The sequence below is a fragment of the Duganella sacchari genome, from assembly GCF_900143065.1.
GTDB lineage: Bacteria > Pseudomonadota > Gammaproteobacteria > Burkholderiales > Burkholderiaceae_D > Rugamonas > Rugamonas sacchari.
In genome coordinates, this window is sequence record NZ_FRCX01000001.1 from 458,532 (window position 1) to 475,504 (window position 16,973).

The window sequence follows — 16,973 nt, forward strand, 5'->3', positions numbered from 1 at the left end:
ACCAAACAAGGATATTAAATGAGAATCGTTTACATTCAAAATGGATTTTTAATGAATTGGCATTACAATTTGGATATGCGTGCCTGCCGCCAGCGCGGTATCGATGGTGATGCGGCCATTGCACGCATACACGCGCTCACGCATGCCGACCAGGCCGATGCCGGTGCAAACCTGAGTCGCATCAAATCCTTTGCCATTATCGGCGATTTCCATGCGCAGCTCGCCATCGGCCAGCGCCAGCGTGACCGAGGCCTGGCTGGCGCGTGCATGTTTGACGACGTTGGACAACGCCTCCTGAACGATACGATACGCGGAGATAGCAATTCCACCTTCCATGCGCGAGAAGTCCCCATGGCCGGCCATGGCGAAACGGCAACCGCTGCGCGCACTGTCATAGTGCCGCACCATCTCCTCCACTGCCCCATCAAGACCCAGCATGTCCAGCACTTCCGGCCGCAAACGACGCACCAGCGAGCGGCCGCTGTTGTACAAACCCAGTGTCAGCTTGATGATGGACTGGGCACGCTCGCGCACTTCCCCGTCCGCACTGGCGTCGGCAATGCGCTGCGCCTCCAGCCGCGCCGCGATCAGCGTCGCATTCAGCTCATCATGTATCTCCAGCGCGATGCTCTTGCGCTCATCCTCCACCGCCGAGTTGACCTTGCGGATCAGGCGCCGCTTCTCCGCATCGGCTTCACGCAAGGCCTGCATGCTCGCATGCAGCGAAGCATCCAGCCCTTTGGCCAGTTGCCACGCCAGCAGCACGCATGCCAACAGACCCAGACTACCGACCAGCAGCTCCACATAAAAGCTGTGCGTCTGCTTCAGCAACAGCGCCGACGGCGACATCGTCACGCGCACATAGCCCATGGTCTCCACCGTTGTCCCGGAGGCGCCGAATGGCCGATCCTTCTGATACGGCTTGCCGTCCGGCCCCAGCATCGCCACCCACATCAGCCGCTTCAGGACCGGCGCTTCAAAGTAGCGCAATTCCTGCCCGACGCCCGAGGCGCGCGCGGCCGCATGCACCAGCTCCCGCCGCTGTGCATCCACGACTTCGATGCGGTCGATGCTGGGATCTGCGCGCAGCAAACCGTTGATGGTCAGCCTGAGATCATCATAGCGGCGCGAGGCCAGACTGAATTCGCTGCTGTCCGCCAGCACCTTGGCCACCAGCGGCCCACGCTCCGCCATCTCCTCGCGCACTTCCGACAGGCGCGATTGATAGGCGTACCAGACGAAGGTGCAGAACAGGTATGCCAACGGAATGGCCGTCATCGCCAGCAGGCGCGTACGCACACTCCAGTGGCGCCATACGTGCCAGCGCATCAGGGCTCGATCAGGCCATGCTTGACCGCCAGCCTGGTGATATATGCCGGACGGTGCACGCCCAGCTTTTCCTTCACGGCCTGGCTGATATTGCTGATGGTCTTGGTGGAGACATCCAGCTTCTCGGCAATCTCCGCGTTGGTCAGGCCCTCGGCCATCAGCGTGAAGATTTCCAGCGCGCGCTCATCGAGTTGCGACTGCGGCGAGGCGTCGCCACGCACCGACAGATTCGCCAGGCGTTCAGCGATATGGGGCAGGAAGTACAGCTGCCCCGCCTGCGCGCGCCGCACCGCCGCAGCCAGGTCGGCCGGATCGCAGTCCTTGGTCATGAAGGCGCGCGCGCCCAGGCGATAGGTTTCCTTGATGAGCGCATCCTGGTCGAACTGGCTGAGGAAGACGATGGCCGCCTCCGGCGTCTGCGCCAGGATCTGCCTGGCCACATCCAGCCCGGTGAGCTGCTCGCCAAAGCGCATATCCAGCACGATGACGTCGGGCTTGAGCTGCGCGAACTGGGCCAGCGCCTCTTCCGGCGTACGCGCCTGCGCCACCACTTCCAGCCCCTGCCCTTCAAGGGACATGGCGAATCCCGTCATCACGATCGGGTGATCGTCTGCCAGCATCACACGTATTTTCTTCATTTTGCTACCTCTAAGAACTCGGGTTTTCCAGATGGTAGAAGCATATCACACTCACGATACGCAAAAAATGCTTTGAATTTACCATTCAGTGGAATAATATACTTCTAATACATAGTAATATTTCACACCACAAAGGAGCATCCATGAACCAAAGAAAGAACCTCACCGGTATGACGACCGTCGTAGCGCTGCATGTGGTTTTGTTGGCCGCTTTCCTGCATGGGTCCAAACTGAGCGTGTTCAAACCGGCTCCCCAGACGATCGATCTGGTGCCGAATCTGGAGCCGCCCGCACCCAAGCCGCGCGACCTGCAGGTGCAGGAGCCGCGTATGAAGGAGCCTGATGTCTTCGTGCCGGTGCCCGTGGTGGCGATTCCCACCGAGTCGCCGCCCACCATTGCGCGCCGCACGGAGACCGCGCCGGATACATCGCTGCCGCCCCCTCGTATCGTCGATGGCGGCGGTGGCGGCGTGACGCCAGCCAGACTGGCGCCTGCGGTGACGCCAGCCGTAGTGGACGCCCAGGCGTGCAGCAAGCCGGACTATCCCAAGAACGCGCTGCGCAACGGCGACACCGGCACCGTAATGCTGGCCTTCCTGATTGGCACGGACGGCAAGGTGGCAGATTCGCGCATCGAAAAGTCCAGCGGTTTCCGCGATCTGGACCGCGCCGCACAGGCCGGCCTGAGCCTGTGTCACTTCAAACCGGGCACGGTGGACGGCGTCGCCCAGCAGTCCTGGACACGGATGCAGTACGTCTGGAGCCTGGATTAGCTAGCACTACACGAAGTTCACTTGCAGGATTTGCTACTCTCCTCTATAATATTGCCCGCGCGAAACGGAGCACCCGCATGAAGCAGGATGCGCCGTTTCGCTTTTGTCACACTTTAGGGAAAACAAATGAACAAAATCGTTATCGCACTGATCGCTGCTCTGGCAGCTCCACTGGCAGCCCACGCTGAAGGCGCATACGTTGGTGGCAACATCGGCCGTGCAGAGCAAAAAGCTCACATCGATGGCTTCTCGGTAAAAGAAAGCACCACCGCATACAAACTGTACGGCGGCTACAACTACACCAAGAACTTCGGCGCGGAAGTTGGCTTTGTCGACCTGCGTGAAGCAGAAAAATCGGGCAACGGCGCACGCGTGTCGTCCAAGCCACAGAGCCTGTACGTAGCGGCTACCGGCACCCTGCCACTGGACGAGCAGTTCGCACTGTTCGCCAAAGTAGGCGTAGCACGTAACCACGTCAAGCTGGCTGGTTCGGGCCTGGGCTACAACTACAGCGGTTCGGAAAACCGCACCGCGCCATTCATCGGCGTAGGCGCTTCGTACGCCCTGAACAAAAACGTCAGCTTCGTTGCAGAATACGAAAACTTCGGCAAAGTAGCTAAAGACGGCAAAGACAACATCAAAGCTGACTTCCTGTCGGTTGGCGTGCGCTACGCCTTCTAAGCTTTATACAAGCATAAAAAAACCGGCGTTAAGCCGGTTTTTTTTCGTCTTCAGGGTAGCATCACCATCTCGATTTGCGGTGGCCGCGCCAAAGGCTGGGCACTGCATAGCGCCACCGACAGCTCCGGGTGGGGCAGCGTCACACAATGGCCGCCACTGATGTCGTTCAGTTTGAAGCGCGCTTCCTTCTCGCTCCACAAACGGTAAAACCCATCCACGCGCTCATCGCCGGACAGCGCCTGGATACGCGCCCACTGCGCCATCTCATCCACATCGAAAGCCTGCGCCGCCAATGCCGCCAAGTCGCGCGTGACATCGCGCATCTCGATATCCAGTCCCAGCGCGGTCTGCGCACTGACCGCGCAAGCGGCCCAACGCCCGCTGTGGGCGATGCTGAAACCGGGCGCCATGCCTTTGGCCACCGGTGCGACCAGCTTGGGCGCCTTGCCCACCTGCTCTTCCAGACGCACATCTTGCGGCGCCACGTTGAGGACACGGGCCAGTGCCGCCCGCGCCAGAATGCGGCCGACAATGAACTGGCGCTGACGCTGCGCGCGGACAAAGCGCTGGTGCCGCGCCATCTCGCCCGGCGTCAACCAGCCGCGATAGCGTTGCAGGTCCGCTTCCGTGACAGCATCGGCATCCACCATCCAAAGCGAAGCAAGTACTGTCATGAGGCGCTACCGCCTAACGTGCAAATCAATTGCTGCATGGTCGTCTGCCAGGGTATAAAAACCAGCGAATTATAAACCAGCGACCAGCGCTAACAATAAATTGCGGCGGTTTCAGAACACCCAGAGCTTATCGGCCGGCAGCTGTAGCCAGTAACGCCCAGGCTCCAGGCGGTACTTGGAATATGCCCGCAGGCTGAGCTCCACGCCTCCTTCGCCCTTGAACAGGCACTCGAAGCGGTCGCCCAGATACATGCAGGTCAACAGCGGCAGCTCGATGGCGTTATCCACCGGCGTGGCGCTGACCTTGACCTCTTCCACGCGAATGATGGTCGTGCCGTCGCCGCTGCCCGCACCAGCGCCGCGCGCACTGGCTTGCAGGCGGGCGCCGTTGATTTCCAGCTGCACCTGCTTGCTTTCGCGCTGAATCACACGCGCCGGCAAGCGGTTGTTACTGCCCATGAATTCCGCCGTGAACAAGGTGTCGGGCGTTTCGTACATGCTTTGCGGCGTGCCTTGCTGTTCGATCTTGCCGTTATTGAGCAGCAGGATGCGGTCTGAAATCGCCATTGCCTCCGCCTGGTCGTGCGTGACCATCAACGCGGACAGCCCCATACGCACAATCAGTTCGCGCAAGAAGGCGCGCGCTTCTTCACGCAGCTTGGCGTCCAGGTTGGACAGCGGCTCGTCCAGCAGTATCACCGGCGGGTTATAGACCAGCGCGCGCGCAATCGCCACGCGCTGCTGCTGGCCACCGGACAGCTGGTGCGGAAAGCGTTCGCCCAGATGGCCCAGGCCCAGGTTTTTCAGCACGTCGCTGACCTTGTCCTTGATTTCGCTGGCGCCTAGCTTGCGCAGCTTGAGGCCATAGGCCACGTTGTCGAACACGGTCTTGTGCGGCCACAGTGCATAGGACTGGAACACCAGGCCCAGGTTGCGGTTCTCGGCCGGCATTTCAAAGCCCCTGGCGCCGTCGAACACATTGCGCTCGCCGATGGCGATGGTGCCCGCCTTCGGACTTTCCAGACCCGCCACGGCGCGCAGCAGCGTAGTCTTGCCGCTGCCCGAAGGACCAAGCAGCGCCACCACTTCGCCCTTTTGCAGGTGCATGGACACGCCCTTCAGAATCGGATTGGCATGCGCGCCGGTGCCGTAGTCCAGGTGCAGCTCGTTGACGGTCAGTTCGTTAGTCATGATGTCTCGTTTCATGTTGATTCACTCAGTTGTGGAGTTTGACGCCAAAGCGCAGCGCGACACCCAGGCCGATCGCCACCAGCGAGATATTGATGAATGACAGCGCCGCCACCAGGTCAGTGGAACCGGTCGCCCACAGCGACACCAGCATTGCGCCGATCACCTCGGTGCCCGGCGACAGCAGGTACACGCCGGTCGAATATTCGCGTTCAAAAATCAGGAACACCATCAGCCAGGCGCCCAGCAGGCCGTACTTGATCAGCGGGACAGTGACGTCACGCGTGACCTTGCCGCGCGTGGCGCCGACAGCGCGTGCCGCCTCTTCCAGCTCCGGCCCCACTTGCAGCAGCGCGGTCGAAATCAGCCGCATGCCGTAAGCCAGCCACACCACCGAATACGCCAGCCACAAGGCAAAGATGGTAGAACGCAGCGAACGCAGTACCGGTATCGCCTGCTCGCTGAGCCAAAGCGCCACGCCGTTGTCTATGCCCTTCAACATGCCATCCAGCCAGCTCGGAACAAACAGGAACACCCACAGGAAGGACAGGCCGGCCAGCAGGCCAGGTACGGCACGCGGCACCAGCACGCTGTAGTCGAGGAAGCGGGTAATCATGTCCGGCTTACGGTGCATGGCCAGCGCAATCGCGCAGTAGCAGATCACCGCAGCGGCGCCGCCGATCACGCCGATCAGCACCGTGTTGAAGATGCCGCGCATCAGCGCCGGCTGCTCCAGGATTTCGCGGAAGTGCTGCAAGGTCAGTACATCCGCCAGCTTCACGCCCTCGCCCCAGTACTGCACGAAAGAGCGCAGCACGATGCCGGACATCGGCATGATGATGGTGAACATCAGCCAGCCGAAAATCAGCGCGAAGGCCAGCCATTTCCAGCGGCCCAGCGGCATGGCCTTGGAACGCGCGCCCTTGCCTTTGATCGATACGAACTTATTGGACGACTTGAGCAGCCAGCGCTGTACCATCACCAGCGGCATGGTCACCATCACCAGGCACACCGCGACAGCCGCCATCAGGTGGTACGACGGCGTTCCCAGCTTGTTGGTCAGCTTGTACAGATAGGTGGCCAGCACCATATGACCTTCCGGATCGCCCAGCACCAGCACCAGGCCAAACACTTCAAAGCCCAGGAAGAACACCAGCACGCCAGCGTAGGCCAGTGCCGGCGTAATCATCGGCAGCGACACATTGAACATCACCTGCAGCGGTGAGGCGCCCGTCACGCGCGCCGCCTCTTCCACATCAGAGCCCAGGCTTTTCAGCGCCGACGAAGCGTACAGATAAACGTGCGGCACGTGCGTCAGACCAGCGATCACCACGATGCTGGTGAAGGAGTAGATATTCCATGGGATGAAGCCGAGGATGTCCTTGGCCCACAGCGAATAGAAGCCCACCGGCCCCATCGCCACCACGTAGCCAAAGCCCATCACCATCGGCGAGACGAAGATCGGCACCAGCAGCAGCGGTGCGATGAAGCCCTTGCCCGGCAAATCGGTGCGGATCATGAGGAAGGCCAGCATGCCGCCCAGCGGCACGGCGATGATGGCCAGACCGGAAGCCAGCCAGAAGGCGTTCTTGAAGGCGACCGCAAAATCGGGGTCTTCAAAGATGAAGCGGTAGGCATCCAGGCCCAGCTCCTTGGCCGGCATGAAGAATGGCGCGTTCAAAAAGCTTTGATAGAAAATCAGGAACAGCGGCAGGAAAATGACGCCGGCAGCCAGCGTCACCACCACACCGCGCGGCCAGTTCAAGCCTGGCCGGCCGGAGTGAGCGAGAATTTGCATGATGTTGAGTCCTTACTTCTTGCCAGCGGTTTCTTTCCACTGCTTCAGGAAGGCCATGCGCTTGGCTGGCCCCAGGAATTGCAGCAGGATAGGATGCACCGGCACCGGCTTGATATTGTCCTTGCCGATCTGTTTAATCAGCTCGGCGGAGGTGGTCTCGCCAGTCACATCGGCGCGGATCGCGAACAGTTTGGAGTCGTTGGCGATGATGGTCTGGCCACGGTGCGACAGCATGTAATCCAGCCACAGCTTGGCGGCGTTGACGTTCTTGGCCGATTTATTGATGAAGAACACGCGCGACATCACCAGCGTGTAATCCTTCGGCAGCACCACGCCTATCGACGGATCGGTCTTGGCGCGCACCAGCGCATAGGAGCCCAGTACGTTGTAGCCGATCAGGTTCTCGCCGGACGAAATCCGCTCCATCATGGTGCCGGTGGACGATTGCACGCGCACCTTGGCCACGCCAAACGCATTTTCCATCTCAAGGAACTTGGGATTTTCACGCGCATCCTGCGTCATGAACATGAAGCCCACGCCGGATTTTTCGATATCGTAGGTGGTGACCTTGTCTTTGAATTTGGGCTGCTGTATCAGCTTGGTGAAGTCGGCGTGCGTTTGCGGCACTTCCTTGGCATCCACCAGGCGCTTGTTGTAGACGATGGCGGCCGGCTCGAAGGTGGTGCCGTAAGCCTTGTCGTCCCACACCGCCCAGCCAGGAATCTTGGCCGCTTCCACCGATTTGTACTGCAGCGCGTAGCCGTCCGACGCCAGGCGCATTTGCAGGTCCATGGCCGACGACCACATGGCATCGGCAGTGTTGCCGCCCGCCGCCACTTCGGAGATGAAGCGGTTATACACTTCGGTGGAATTCATGTCGTTGTATTCGACCGTAATGCCCGGATACAGCGCGCTGAAATCCTTGATCAGCGGCTGCGTGGCCTTGCTGTCGGTGGCGCCGTAGATCACCAGCTTGCCCTCTTTCTTGGCGGCGTCGATGATCTTCTGATAGTCGGCCGGATAGCCCGCCGGGACTTGCGCCAGCGCCGAACCGGCAAAAAACGCGCATGCAGCGGCCACAGTTGTTTTCAACATCATCGTAATCTCCATAGGTTTTTGTTTCAGCGCATCAGGCCTAATTCGGCTGCACGCTTACCGTAGTCATCCACGGCTTTCTTGACATAGACCGCCAGCGCATCGCCGGTCAGCCCAAAGGGATACAAGCCCGAAGCTGCGCGCATCTGCGCAAACTGCGGATTGGCCAGCACACGGTCGAACGCCGACACCCACTGGCGATAGTTGGCATCCGGCGCGTGAGGACTCATCCACACGCCACGGATAATCGGCCACACCACATCCACACCCTGCTCACGCGCAGTCGGCACATTGGCCAGCACGCCGGGCAAACGCTGCTCGGACAGCACCGCCAGCACACGGGTATTGCCGCTGGCCGCATACAGCGACGCTTCGCTGGCATCGCCCGACACCACCTGCACATAGTTCGCATGCATCGCGGTGAAGGCTTCGCCGCCGCCCTCCAGCGCCACGAAACGCAGCGCTTTCGGATCAATGCCGGCGCTCCTGGACACCAGCGCCATCTTCAGCCAGTCCTGGCTGCCGATGGTGCCGGAGACGCCAATCAGCACCTTCTGCGGATTGGCCTTGAGCGCGCCGATCAGGTCATGCAGCGTCTTGTAGGGTGAATCGGCGCGCACCGCGATCATGCCGTAGTCCGCACCCAATGCCGCCACCCAGCGCACATCCGACGCATTCACCTTGCCGAACTTGCCCTGTGCGAGATTCAGCAGCGAGCCGCCGGAAAACGCCACCAGCGTATTCGGCTCGGTACGGCGGCGCGACACCAGCGAGTGCCACGCCACCGCACCAATCCCGCCCGGCAGATAGGTGATATGCATATCGGATGGCGGCGGCTTGGGCGTGTCGCGCAGGCCGTACAAGCCCTTTTGCGCCAGCTTGCAGGTCAGGTCCATCGCGCCGCCCGGTTTGGACGGCACGATGCACTCCAGCCCTGCCGCCTGGGCCGCCACACCAAACAGCAGTGCGCAGATGAGTGCCAGCAGGTTTTTCATCAGAAGCGGTGCTGCATGCCGACCGTCAGGCCGCGCTGGCTGGTGCCATAGCCGGCATCATCGCGCGACAGGCCGGTGAGCTGGCCATTCTTCGCTTTGGCATAAGCGGCCGTCACGTGCAGGTCGGTGCGCTTGGACAGCGCGTAGCGGTAGCGCGCCACATACATGGTCGGATCGGCGTCCTTGCCGGCAGCGACGTTCTTGACGTTCACGTGGTAGATGGCGCCAGTCAGCGTGGTCACTTCGTTGGTCTTGTAGGCGACACCGGCCCAGGTGGTGGTGGCGTCGACATCGTCGGTGAGTGCCTTGCCCGCCACCAGCTTGTAGTCGCGCAGCACTGCCCACACCTTGACTGGGCCGGTTTCGTAATTGGCGCCGATGTGCCACACCGTGTTCTTGTCGCGGTTACCAGTGGCTGGCACCGTGTTGCCGTTGTTGCGTTCCCAGGTCGCCATCAGGTTTGCGCCGCCGAGTTTGTAGACGGTGCTGAAGCCCACCTTGGCGCTGTCCTGCGCACCGGTAGTCTGCTCGCCGGCCGCGTAGTTGGCGCCGATCTTCCAGTCGCCAAAGCTGCCCGCGTATTTGATGATGTTGTCGTACTGGGTGGTGAAGCCGTATTTACTTGGGCCGGTGGCGGGACCGGAAGTCGCCCAGGAGTAGAACGGCGCAAAGCCCATCGGGTCGAAAGCGATCACGGTGTCATACACGGTCGTGAACGAGCGGCCTATCACCACGCGGCCAAACGCGCCCTCCAGCCCAACGTTGGCCTGGCGCTTGAACAGCGCGCCGTCCTGCGCACCGGTATCCATCAGGATGCCGCCTTCCAGATTGAACACGGCTTTCAGGCCGCCGCCCAGGTCTTCGCTGCCGCGCAGGCCCCAGCGCGACGTGTTCATTCCGCCCGAGATCACGCGGGTCATGTTGCCACCGGTAGGCGTCTGGTTATTGGCGCTCTCCACGCCCACATCCAGCAGGCCGTAGACTTGGACATTGGACTGTGCGTGGGCGCTGCCGGCGGCAGCAAGCATCGCCAGGACCGCGAGGGTCAACGGGGATTTCTTCATGAATTGTCTCCAGATATAGTTTTATGTGTTCTGATTTTTGCAATCAGGCGTCCACTATAGGAGCGTCAATCTTTCAATTGCCTTTCAGTGTCTCCTGCTCACCACAAACCCGGCGGGGACTTCCTTTTTATCCGCCAGCAGCCCATGATGCTGGCCTTACCCTGCACTTATTTGACCGAACTGGCAAGACCCCATGCGCATACTGTTAGTTGAAGACCACACCGAATTACAGCATTGGCTGGCCAAAGCCCTGCGCGACGCCCATCTGACGGTGGAATGCGCCGACAATGGCGCCGATGCGGACGCGCTCTTGCACACGCAGGACTATTCGCTGGTCATCCTCGACCTGACCTTGCCGCGCATGGATGGCCTGGATGTGCTCAAGCGCCTGCGCGCGCGTGGCGGCCCGCGCGGCAAGACGCCGGTGCTGATCCTGACCGCGCGCGGCGGCCTGGAAGACCGCGTGCAGGGCCTGAACCTGGGTGCAGACGATTACCTGGCCAAGCCGTTCGAACTCGCAGAACTGGAGGCGCGCGTCAAGGCGCTGCTGCGCCGCAGCGTCGGCAACGAGACGCTGGTGCACAATTGCGGCGCGCTGAGTTTCGACACCGTGACCCGCATGTTCAGCTATGCCGGCAACGCACTGGCGCTGACGCCGCGCGAACACGCCGTGCTGGAGACACTGATTACCCGCACCGGCCGCGCCGTCGCCAAGGAAAAGCTGTTCGATGAAGTGTTCTCGCTGGGCGACGACGCCAATCTCGACGCCATCGATTTATACATCCACCGCGTGCGCAAAAAGCTGGACGTGGAAGGTCCCGATGCCGCCGTCATCACCACGCTGCGCGGCATCGGCTATCTGCTGCAGCCGCGTTCCGCAGTCGGCGGCCCGGGCGGAGCCGGCTAGCCGCCATGGCCTGGCTGCGCGCCCCGTCACGCCGCGTCGGTCCCGGCAGCCTGCGCGGCCAGCTATTGCGCTGGCTGCTGGGGCCTTTGCTGGTATTGGTGGCGCTGAACACCATCTCGGTCTACCGCAATGCGCTGGATGCCGCCGATGTGGCGTATGACCGCTCGCTGCTGGCGTCCACGCGCGCACTGGCGGAGCGCGTCTCGGTGGTGGACGGCAAAGTCGTGGCCGATGTGCCCTACGTCGCGCTGGACAGCTTCGAAACCGACACGCTGGGCCGCATCTACTACAAGGTCACCGGGATTGCCGGCGAAACCGTGTCCGGCTACAGCGACCTGCCGCCGGTGCCAGCCAACGTGCCGCGCTCGGAAGCCTATCCGGCGCTGGTGCGCTTTTACCACGCCAACTACAACGGCCAGCCGGTCCGCATCGCCGCGCTGCTGCAGCCCGTGTATGACGATTCCATGCGCGGCATCGCACTGATCCAGGTGGGCGAAACACTGGAAGCGCGGCGTGTGCTGTCCAACCAGATCCTGTTCGATACGCTGACATGGCAAGCCTTGCTGCTGGCCGCCGTGGCGCTGCTGGTGTGGTTTGCGGTGCGCCTCGTGCTGCAGCCGCTGATGCAGCTGAAGAGCGCTGTCGAAACGCGCGGTCTGAATGACGCATCCGACGTTGATCCGACGCTGGTGCACAAGGAGGTGCGCCCGCTGGTGGCCGCATTGAACAGCTCCCGCTCGCGCATGCACATGCTGATCAACAGCCAGCGCCGCTTCATCGCCGACGCCTCGCACCAGCTGCGCACACCGCTGACCGTATTGAAAACCCAGGCCGAACTGGCGCTGCGCGAATTCGACAAGGCAGGCGCCGATCCGGCCGCGCTGCGCGAGATCGTCTACAGCATGGCGGCCACCACCGACTCCACCGTCAACCTGGCCAACCGCCTGCTGACGCTGGCCCGCATTGAACATCGCGGCGAGGACAGCACCGCGCCGGTTTCACTGCACGACCTCGCCCGCCAGGTCGGCCTGGAACTGGCGATTGCCGCTGTCGCCAGAAACATCGACCTGTCGCTGGAGGCCGAGCAGGAAGGCACCGTCCACGGCCAGGCCTTGCTGCTGCACGAGATGCTGGCCAATCTGGTGGACAACGCGCTGCGCTACACGCCGCAAGGCGGCACCGTCATCTTGCGCGTGAACGAAGGCGCGGACAGCGTCACGCTGGAAGTCGAGGACAGCGGCCCCGGTATCGCCGCTGCCGAACGCGAACGCGTCTTCGCGCCCTTCTACCGCGCCGCCGCCACGCTGGAACGCAATCCCGGCGGCCATGGCCTCGGCCTCGCCATCGTGCGCGACATCGCCACGCTGCACGGCGCCACCCTCCAACTCGACGACGCGGCCGGCGGCCAGGGACTGAAGATCAGGATTATCTTCGCGACGCGGTAAAATACGCGTCTGCATTTAAGGAAGACTCATGATTAGCAAAGAAGATATGGTCACGCTGTTCGCGGACATGAAAGCCAACGCCCCCTGGGATATCAGCAAACCGCTGCTGTGGGGTTACTTTTTCGCCGACGCGGACAAGGCCAAGCTGGAAAAGGCTGCAGAGGAGCTGAAAGCCAAAGGCTACCAGGTGGTCGGCATCTACGATTCCAAACCGGAAGCGGAAACCCCGGCCCTGTGGTGGCTGCACATCGAGAAAGTCGAGAAACACACGGTCGACACGCTGCACGCCCGCAACCAGGAGTTCTACAAGTTTGCCGACGAACACCAGCTTGAATCCTATGACGGCATGGATGTGGGTCCGGCAAACTAGAATTTTCGCGACGGCCATATTCACATATCGGTAAATTCCGATATAATCGTCGCATGGAATTGCTCGACATATTCAAAGCCCTCTCAAACCGGACTCGCCTTGACATCTTGAAAGGCTTGAAAGATCCTGCGAAGAGTTTTCCGCCGCAGGATGAGGGCGACGTTCTCACGGTAGGCGTCTGCGTCAGCAGCATCCAGGAAGGCGTGGGGCTGTCGCAGTCCACGGTGTCCGACTACCTGGCCACACTGCAACGCGCGGGGCTGGTCGAGGCCAGGCGCATCGGCCAGTGGACCTACTACAAACGCAACGAAGCAACCATCAGTGCCCTGGCCGAGATCATCGGCAAAGAGCTGTAAAATTTTTTACCATTATATATCGATAATTCCCGATATCCCTTTTTAACGAAATAAGGATTTACCATGCAAGCAATCGTACTCAACTCGTTTGGCGGCCCCGAAGCGTTCCAGCTGTGCGAAGTGGCAAAGCCCGTGCCGCAGGCGGGGCAAGTGCTGGTCCGGGTCCATGCCACCTCCATCAATCCGCTGGATTACCAGGTGCGCCGTGGCGACTATCCCGGCCTGGTGCCACTGCCGGCCATCACCGGGCACGACGTTTCCGGCGTGGTCGAGGCGGTAGGGCCGTGCGTGACGGCCTTCGCTCCCGGCGACGCCGTCTGGTACACCCCGCAAATCTTTGATGGCGCGGGAAGCTACGCCGAGTACCACGTGGCCGCCGAAAGCATCGTCGGCAAGAAACCGCCCTCGCTGAGCCATCTGGAGGCGGCCAGCCTGACCCTGGTGGGCGGGACGGCGTGGGAAGCCCTGGTGGTGCGCGCCGCGCTGCGGGTAGGTGAAAGCGTGCTCATACACGGTGGCGCGGGCGGCGTCGGCCATGTGGCGATCCAGCTGGCCAAGGCCATGGGCGCACGGGTGTTCACCACGGTGCGCGCAGCAAACGCCAGCTTTGTGCGCGGGTTGGGCGCCGATGTGGTCATCGACTATGAACAGGAAGACTATGTCGATGCCGTCCTGCGGGAAACACACGGCCACGGCGTTGACGTGGTGCTCGACACCATCGGCGGCAACACTTTGTCACGCAGCCCGGACGCACTGGCACAGCTGGGCAGGGTGGTCTCCATCGTGGACATCGCGCAGCCGCAAAACCTGATCCAGGCCTGGGGCAAGAACGCCAGCTACCACATGGTCTTCACCCGGCAAAACCGCGGCAAGCTGGATGAACTGAGCGCGCTGGTAGAACGCGGCCAGCTGCGCCCGCACGTGGGCGCCGTCTACCCGCTGGCCGACATCCCGCTCGCCCATGCCCGGCTGGAAAGCGCCAACAATGGCCTGCAAGGGAAAATCGCGATTGCCGTCGTGCCAGCGGAAGCGCGCTTCCGGTATCATTCGGTATGAATACGATTTCTTTCCAACCGTTTATTATTGGTGTCGCTGGCGGTAGCGGCAGTGGCAAGTCAACAGTGTCCCAGCAAGTGCTGGCGTCATTTGGCGCTGAGATGGTCTCAGTCGTGATGCAGGACGACTACTACTGCGACCAGACCCATCTCACGCCTGAAGTCCGCCGCCAGCAGAACTACGACCATCCCCAGGCTTTCGACTGGCCGCTGCTGGTACAGCATGTCCAGTCCCTGCGCAACGGTGAAGCCATCGAGATGCCGGAGTACGACTTCACGCTCGACAACCGCTCCAACCGCACCATTCCCGTCAAACCAGCGCCGGTCATCGTCATCGAAGGCCTGTTTGCCCTCTATGACGAGGCCTTGCGCGACATGATGTCGCTGAAGATCTTTGTCGACACCGCCTCGGACATCCGCTTCATCCGCCGCATGCAGCGGGATATCACGGAGCGCGGCCGCTCAGTGGAAAGCGTGGTCGGCCAGTACCTGGACACCGTACGCCCGATGCACAAGCAATTCATCGAGCCGACCAAGCGCCACGCCGACCTGATTATTCCGCATGGCGCCAATGGCCCGGCGGTGGACATGATTACCACCAAGGTCGCCAGTGTGATCGGCCGGATCAAGTAGTCCTGACCAGCGCGCGCGCACTGCCGCGCGCTTCCTCTTCCAGTTTAAAGACGCTCACCACCTTCGCCAGGTTGGCGGCTTGCTCCTGCAGCGAGCCGGCCGCCGCCGCGGCTTGTTCCACCAGCGCGGCGTTCTGCTGCGTCGAACTGTCGATCTCCGTCACCGCCAGATTCACCTGCGCGATGCCTTCGCTCTGCTCGTGGCTGGCCGAGACGATTTCGCCCATGATGCTGGTCACCTGTTCAACCGAGGTCACGATACGGCTCATGGTGTCGCCCGCCTCGTCCACCAGCACGCTGCCGGCATCCACCTTCACCACCGAATCGTTAATCAGTTCCTTGATCTCCTTGGCCGCAGCAGCCGAGCGCTGCGCCAGCGTGCGGACTTCCGACGCCACCACGGCAAAGCCACGTCCCTGCTCACCCGCGCGCGCCGCTTCCACCGCCGCATTCAAGGCCAGGATATTGGTCTGGAACGCGATGCCGTCAATGACGGCAATGATGTCGACGATCTTGCGCGAGCTGTCCTTGATCGACTCCATGGTCTGCACCACGCGCCCCACCACCGCGCCACCTTCCGCCGCGATGCCGGCAGCCGACTGCACCAGCTGATTGGCCTCGCGCGCGCTGTCGGCATTCTGCGTCACGGTGGCCGTCAGCTGCTCCATTGCCGATGCGGTTTCTTCCAGGCTGGAGGCCTGCGCTTCCGTGCGCGAGGACAAGTCCAGATTGCCGCTGGCGATTTCGCTCGATGCGGTGGCGATCGTCTCGGTGCTGTCGCGCACCTGGCGGATGGTGCCGTTCAGCGACGACACGAAACGGTTAAAGCCATCCGCCAGCGCGCCGACTTCATCCTGGCTCTCCACCGGCATGCGGCGGCTCAGGTCGCCATTGCCGTCAGCGATCTCGCTAAGCAGCTGCGCCGCGCGCGCCACCGGTGCGGCAATCGCCATGCTCACCAGATAAATCACAAACATGCCGATGCCTCCGCCCACCAGGCCACCTACCAGCGCGGAAATCGTCACTGAACGCGTCACCTGGCCCAGCACTTCGGCTTCCGGCACCTCCGCGATCACATACATATTCAGCTCAGGCAAAAACGACGACGCCACCAGGCGCTTGCCGTCCGGCGCGGAATACGCAGCGCTGGCGTAACGTTCGCCTTTCAACAGTTCACCGCTCAACTTGTCGCTAAAGCCCGGCAGGTCCTTCATGAAGTGCTTGCCGTCGGCCAGCGCAGAATCGCGGTGCACGATCAGCATGCCGTTCGGCCGCGCCAGGTACACAAAGCCCGACTTGCCCACCTTGTAGCTGCGGATGGTTTCGGCCAGCTTGTCGACTGCCAGGCCCAGGCTGGTGATGCCGGTCTTGCCGTCGCCCGCGTCAAAGCGCGTGTTGATGAAGACGTTGTAGCTGCTGGCGCCCGGTTCCTTGTCCAGATTCAGCGAGTAGCGCTTGCCACTGGCCATGAAATCGTAAAACCAGTGGTCAGCCGCCGCGTTTTTGTCCAGCGTGCGGTTATAGCCCTTGTCGTCGTAGTATTTGCCGGTCGACGCCGACACCCACGACACCGCTGCCGCCCCCGTGCTGCGGCGCATGCTGGTCGCGTAGGCCTTCCACGCATCCTGGCCGCTATCGGGCAAACCGGCTTTTTCCCAGTCCAGCAAAAATGTGTTGGCTGAAATCGACAATGCGGCCGCCAGCGGCTCGCCGATCTGGCGCTGGATGTCGTTGCGGATCTCGCCGATCTCCGCCGGCAGCTCCTGCGTCACCACCCGTTCGCGGATGCCGTTGCCCGTCATGACCACGCTCAGCGTGGCGGACACTACCAGAAACAGCAGCAGGCAACAGGCCATGCTGAGCATCAGCTTGTTACGGATAGACAGACGGCGCAAGAAGTCAGGCATGTAGGGCTCCCGGGCAGCTTCAGTAGTGAAATGAGCGTATCGAAACAAGCCACTCTGCGCAAGCAA

The 16,973-nt window shown here is 61.8% G+C and carries 17 protein-coding genes; 8 read left to right on the forward strand and 9 right to left on the reverse strand.

Features of this window, described 5'->3' with window-relative positions; translation table 11 throughout:
• Positions 1–48: 48 nt before the first annotated feature.
• Both BUA36_RS02180 and BUA36_RS02185 read right to left on the reverse strand, forming a co-directional pair.
• Entirely contained in the window at positions 49–1,329 is a 1,281-nt protein-coding gene (locus BUA36_RS02180) for a sensor histidine kinase (protein ID WP_072780952.1), read from the reverse strand.
• On the reverse strand, positions 1,329–1,967 hold the full coding sequence (locus BUA36_RS02185; RefSeq protein WP_072780953.1) for a response regulator: 639 nt from the start codon (positions 1,965–1,967) through the stop codon (positions 1,329–1,331). Before BUA36_RS02185 ends, BUA36_RS02180 begins: the two co-directional genes overlap by 1 nt.
• A 143-nt stretch (positions 1,968–2,110) precedes the next feature.
• Between BUA36_RS02185 and BUA36_RS02190 the strand changes: the two genes are divergently transcribed.
• Both BUA36_RS02190 and BUA36_RS02195 read left to right on the forward strand, forming a co-directional pair.
• Positions 2,111–2,740: an energy transducer TonB gene (locus tag BUA36_RS02190; protein ID WP_072780954.1), complete on the forward strand. Its 630-nt coding sequence runs from the start codon at positions 2,111–2,113 to the stop codon at positions 2,738–2,740.
• Positions 2,741–2,866: 126 nt separating this feature from the next.
• Positions 2,867–3,421: an outer membrane protein gene (locus BUA36_RS02195; RefSeq protein ID WP_072780955.1), complete on the forward strand. Its 555-nt coding sequence runs from the start codon at positions 2,867–2,869 to the stop codon at positions 3,419–3,421.
• Between the two features lie 50 nt (positions 3,422–3,471).
• Here BUA36_RS02195 and BUA36_RS02200 read toward each other — a convergent pair whose 3' ends face one another.
• The 6 genes from BUA36_RS02200 to BUA36_RS02225 form a co-directional block, all read right to left on the reverse strand.
• Positions 3,472–4,095, reverse strand: coding sequence for a 4'-phosphopantetheinyl transferase family protein (locus BUA36_RS02200; protein ID WP_072780956.1), 624 nt, complete (start codon positions 4,093–4,095; stop codon positions 3,472–3,474).
• A 111-nt stretch (positions 4,096–4,206) separates the two neighbouring features.
• A complete protein-coding gene (locus tag BUA36_RS02205; RefSeq protein ID WP_072780957.1) occupies positions 4,207–5,286 on the reverse strand; it encodes an ABC transporter ATP-binding protein in 1,080 nt (359 codons plus the stop codon).
• A gap of 25 nt (positions 5,287–5,311) precedes the next feature.
• Entirely contained in the window at positions 5,312–7,081 is a 1,770-nt protein-coding gene (locus BUA36_RS02210; protein ID WP_072780958.1) for an ABC transporter permease, read from the reverse strand.
• Positions 7,082–7,093: 12 nt separating this feature from the next.
• Entirely contained in the window at positions 7,094–8,179 is a 1,086-nt protein-coding gene (locus tag BUA36_RS02215; protein ID WP_072780959.1) for an ABC transporter substrate-binding protein, read from the reverse strand.
• 23 nt (positions 8,180–8,202) lie between these two features.
• Positions 8,203–9,171 (reverse strand): Bug family tripartite tricarboxylate transporter substrate binding protein, encoded by a 969-nt coding sequence (locus BUA36_RS02220; protein WP_208861846.1) that lies wholly within the window; start codon positions 9,169–9,171, stop codon positions 8,203–8,205.
• Entirely contained in the window at positions 9,171–10,235 is a 1,065-nt protein-coding gene (locus BUA36_RS02225; RefSeq protein WP_072780962.1) for a porin, read from the reverse strand. Before BUA36_RS02225 ends, BUA36_RS02220 begins: the two co-directional genes overlap by 1 nt.
• A gap of 193 nt (positions 10,236–10,428) precedes the next feature.
• On the opposite strand from BUA36_RS02225, the gene BUA36_RS02230 reads away from it, so the two are divergent.
• The 6 genes from BUA36_RS02230 to udk all read left to right on the forward strand — a co-directional run bounded on the left by BUA36_RS02230 (position 10,429) and on the right by udk (position 15,001).
• Entirely contained in the window at positions 10,429–11,142 is a 714-nt protein-coding gene (locus BUA36_RS02230) for a response regulator (protein WP_072780963.1), read from the forward strand.
• A 5-nt stretch (positions 11,143–11,147) separates the two neighbouring features.
• Positions 11,148–12,587 carry a sensor histidine kinase gene (locus tag BUA36_RS02235; RefSeq protein ID WP_072780965.1) on the forward strand — a complete coding sequence of 480 codons (1,440 nt, stop codon included), beginning with the start codon at positions 11,148–11,150 and terminating at the stop codon, positions 12,585–12,587.
• Between the two features lie 28 nt (positions 12,588–12,615).
• Positions 12,616–12,957 (forward strand): ribonuclease E inhibitor RraB, encoded by a 342-nt coding sequence (locus BUA36_RS02240; protein WP_072780967.1) that lies wholly within the window; start codon positions 12,616–12,618, stop codon positions 12,955–12,957.
• A gap of 53 nt (positions 12,958–13,010) precedes the next feature.
• Positions 13,011–13,313 (forward strand): ArsR/SmtB family transcription factor, encoded by a 303-nt coding sequence (locus BUA36_RS02245; RefSeq protein ID WP_072780968.1) that lies wholly within the window; start codon positions 13,011–13,013, stop codon positions 13,311–13,313.
• 63 nt (positions 13,314–13,376) lie between these two features.
• Entirely contained in the window at positions 13,377–14,369 is a 993-nt protein-coding gene (locus BUA36_RS02250; RefSeq protein WP_072780970.1) for a zinc-dependent alcohol dehydrogenase family protein, read from the forward strand.
• Positions 14,366–15,001, forward strand: coding sequence for a uridine kinase (gene udk / locus BUA36_RS02255; RefSeq protein ID WP_072780972.1), 636 nt, complete (start codon positions 14,366–14,368; stop codon positions 14,999–15,001). The genes BUA36_RS02250 and udk overlap by 4 nt, the downstream gene beginning before the upstream one ends.
• On the opposite strand, the gene BUA36_RS02260 is transcribed toward udk, so the two are convergent.
• A complete protein-coding gene (locus BUA36_RS02260) occupies positions 14,994–16,907 on the reverse strand; it encodes a methyl-accepting chemotaxis protein (RefSeq protein WP_072780974.1) in 1,914 nt (637 codons plus the stop codon). The two genes, udk and BUA36_RS02260, sit on opposite strands and share 8 nt — an antisense overlap.
• Between the last annotated feature and the right edge of the window lie 66 nt (positions 16,908–16,973).

Excerpts from the sequence above, each read along its gene's own strand:
- BUA36_RS02185 (WP_072780953.1), bottom strand. The coding sequence starts at position 1,967 with ATGAAGAAAATACGTGTGATGCTGGCAGACGATCACCCGATCGTGATG.
- BUA36_RS02210 (WP_072780958.1), bottom strand. The coding sequence starts at position 7,081 with ATGCAAATTCTCGCTCACTCCGGCCGGCCAGGCTTGAACTGGCCGCGC.
- BUA36_RS02225 (WP_072780962.1), bottom strand. The coding sequence starts at position 10,235 with ATGAAGAAATCCCCGTTGACCCTCGCGGTCCTGGCGATGCTTGCTGCC.
- BUA36_RS02180 (WP_072780952.1), bottom strand. The coding sequence starts at position 1,329 with ATGCGCTGGCACGTATGGCGCCACTGGAGTGTGCGTACGCGCCTGCTG.
- BUA36_RS02245 (WP_072780968.1), top strand. The coding sequence starts at position 13,011 with ATGGAATTGCTCGACATATTCAAAGCCCTCTCAAACCGGACTCGCCTT.
- udk (WP_072780972.1), top strand. The coding sequence starts at position 14,366 with ATGAATACGATTTCTTTCCAACCGTTTATTATTGGTGTCGCTGGCGGT.
- BUA36_RS02220 (WP_208861846.1), bottom strand. The coding sequence starts at position 9,171 with ATGAAAAACCTGCTGGCACTCATCTGCGCACTGCTGTTTGGTGTGGCG.
- BUA36_RS02200 (WP_072780956.1), bottom strand. The coding sequence starts at position 4,095 with ATGACAGTACTTGCTTCGCTTTGGATGGTGGATGCCGATGCTGTCACG.
- BUA36_RS02230 (WP_072780963.1), top strand. The coding sequence starts at position 10,429 with ATGCGCATACTGTTAGTTGAAGACCACACCGAATTACAGCATTGGCTG.
- BUA36_RS02250 (WP_072780970.1), top strand. The coding sequence starts at position 13,377 with ATGCAAGCAATCGTACTCAACTCGTTTGGCGGCCCCGAAGCGTTCCAG.
- BUA36_RS02235 (WP_072780965.1), top strand. The coding sequence starts at position 11,148 with ATGGCCTGGCTGCGCGCCCCGTCACGCCGCGTCGGTCCCGGCAGCCTG.
- BUA36_RS02205 (WP_072780957.1), bottom strand. The coding sequence starts at position 5,286 with ATGACTAACGAACTGACCGTCAACGAGCTGCACCTGGACTACGGCACC.
- BUA36_RS02240 (WP_072780967.1), top strand. The coding sequence starts at position 12,616 with ATGATTAGCAAAGAAGATATGGTCACGCTGTTCGCGGACATGAAAGCC.
- BUA36_RS02190 (WP_072780954.1), top strand. The coding sequence starts at position 2,111 with ATGAACCAAAGAAAGAACCTCACCGGTATGACGACCGTCGTAGCGCTG.
- BUA36_RS02260 (WP_072780974.1), bottom strand. The coding sequence starts at position 16,907 with ATGCCTGACTTCTTGCGCCGTCTGTCTATCCGTAACAAGCTGATGCTC.
- BUA36_RS02195 (WP_072780955.1), top strand. The coding sequence starts at position 2,867 with ATGAACAAAATCGTTATCGCACTGATCGCTGCTCTGGCAGCTCCACTG.
- BUA36_RS02215 (WP_072780959.1), bottom strand. The coding sequence starts at position 8,179 with ATGATGTTGAAAACAACTGTGGCCGCTGCATGCGCGTTTTTTGCCGGT.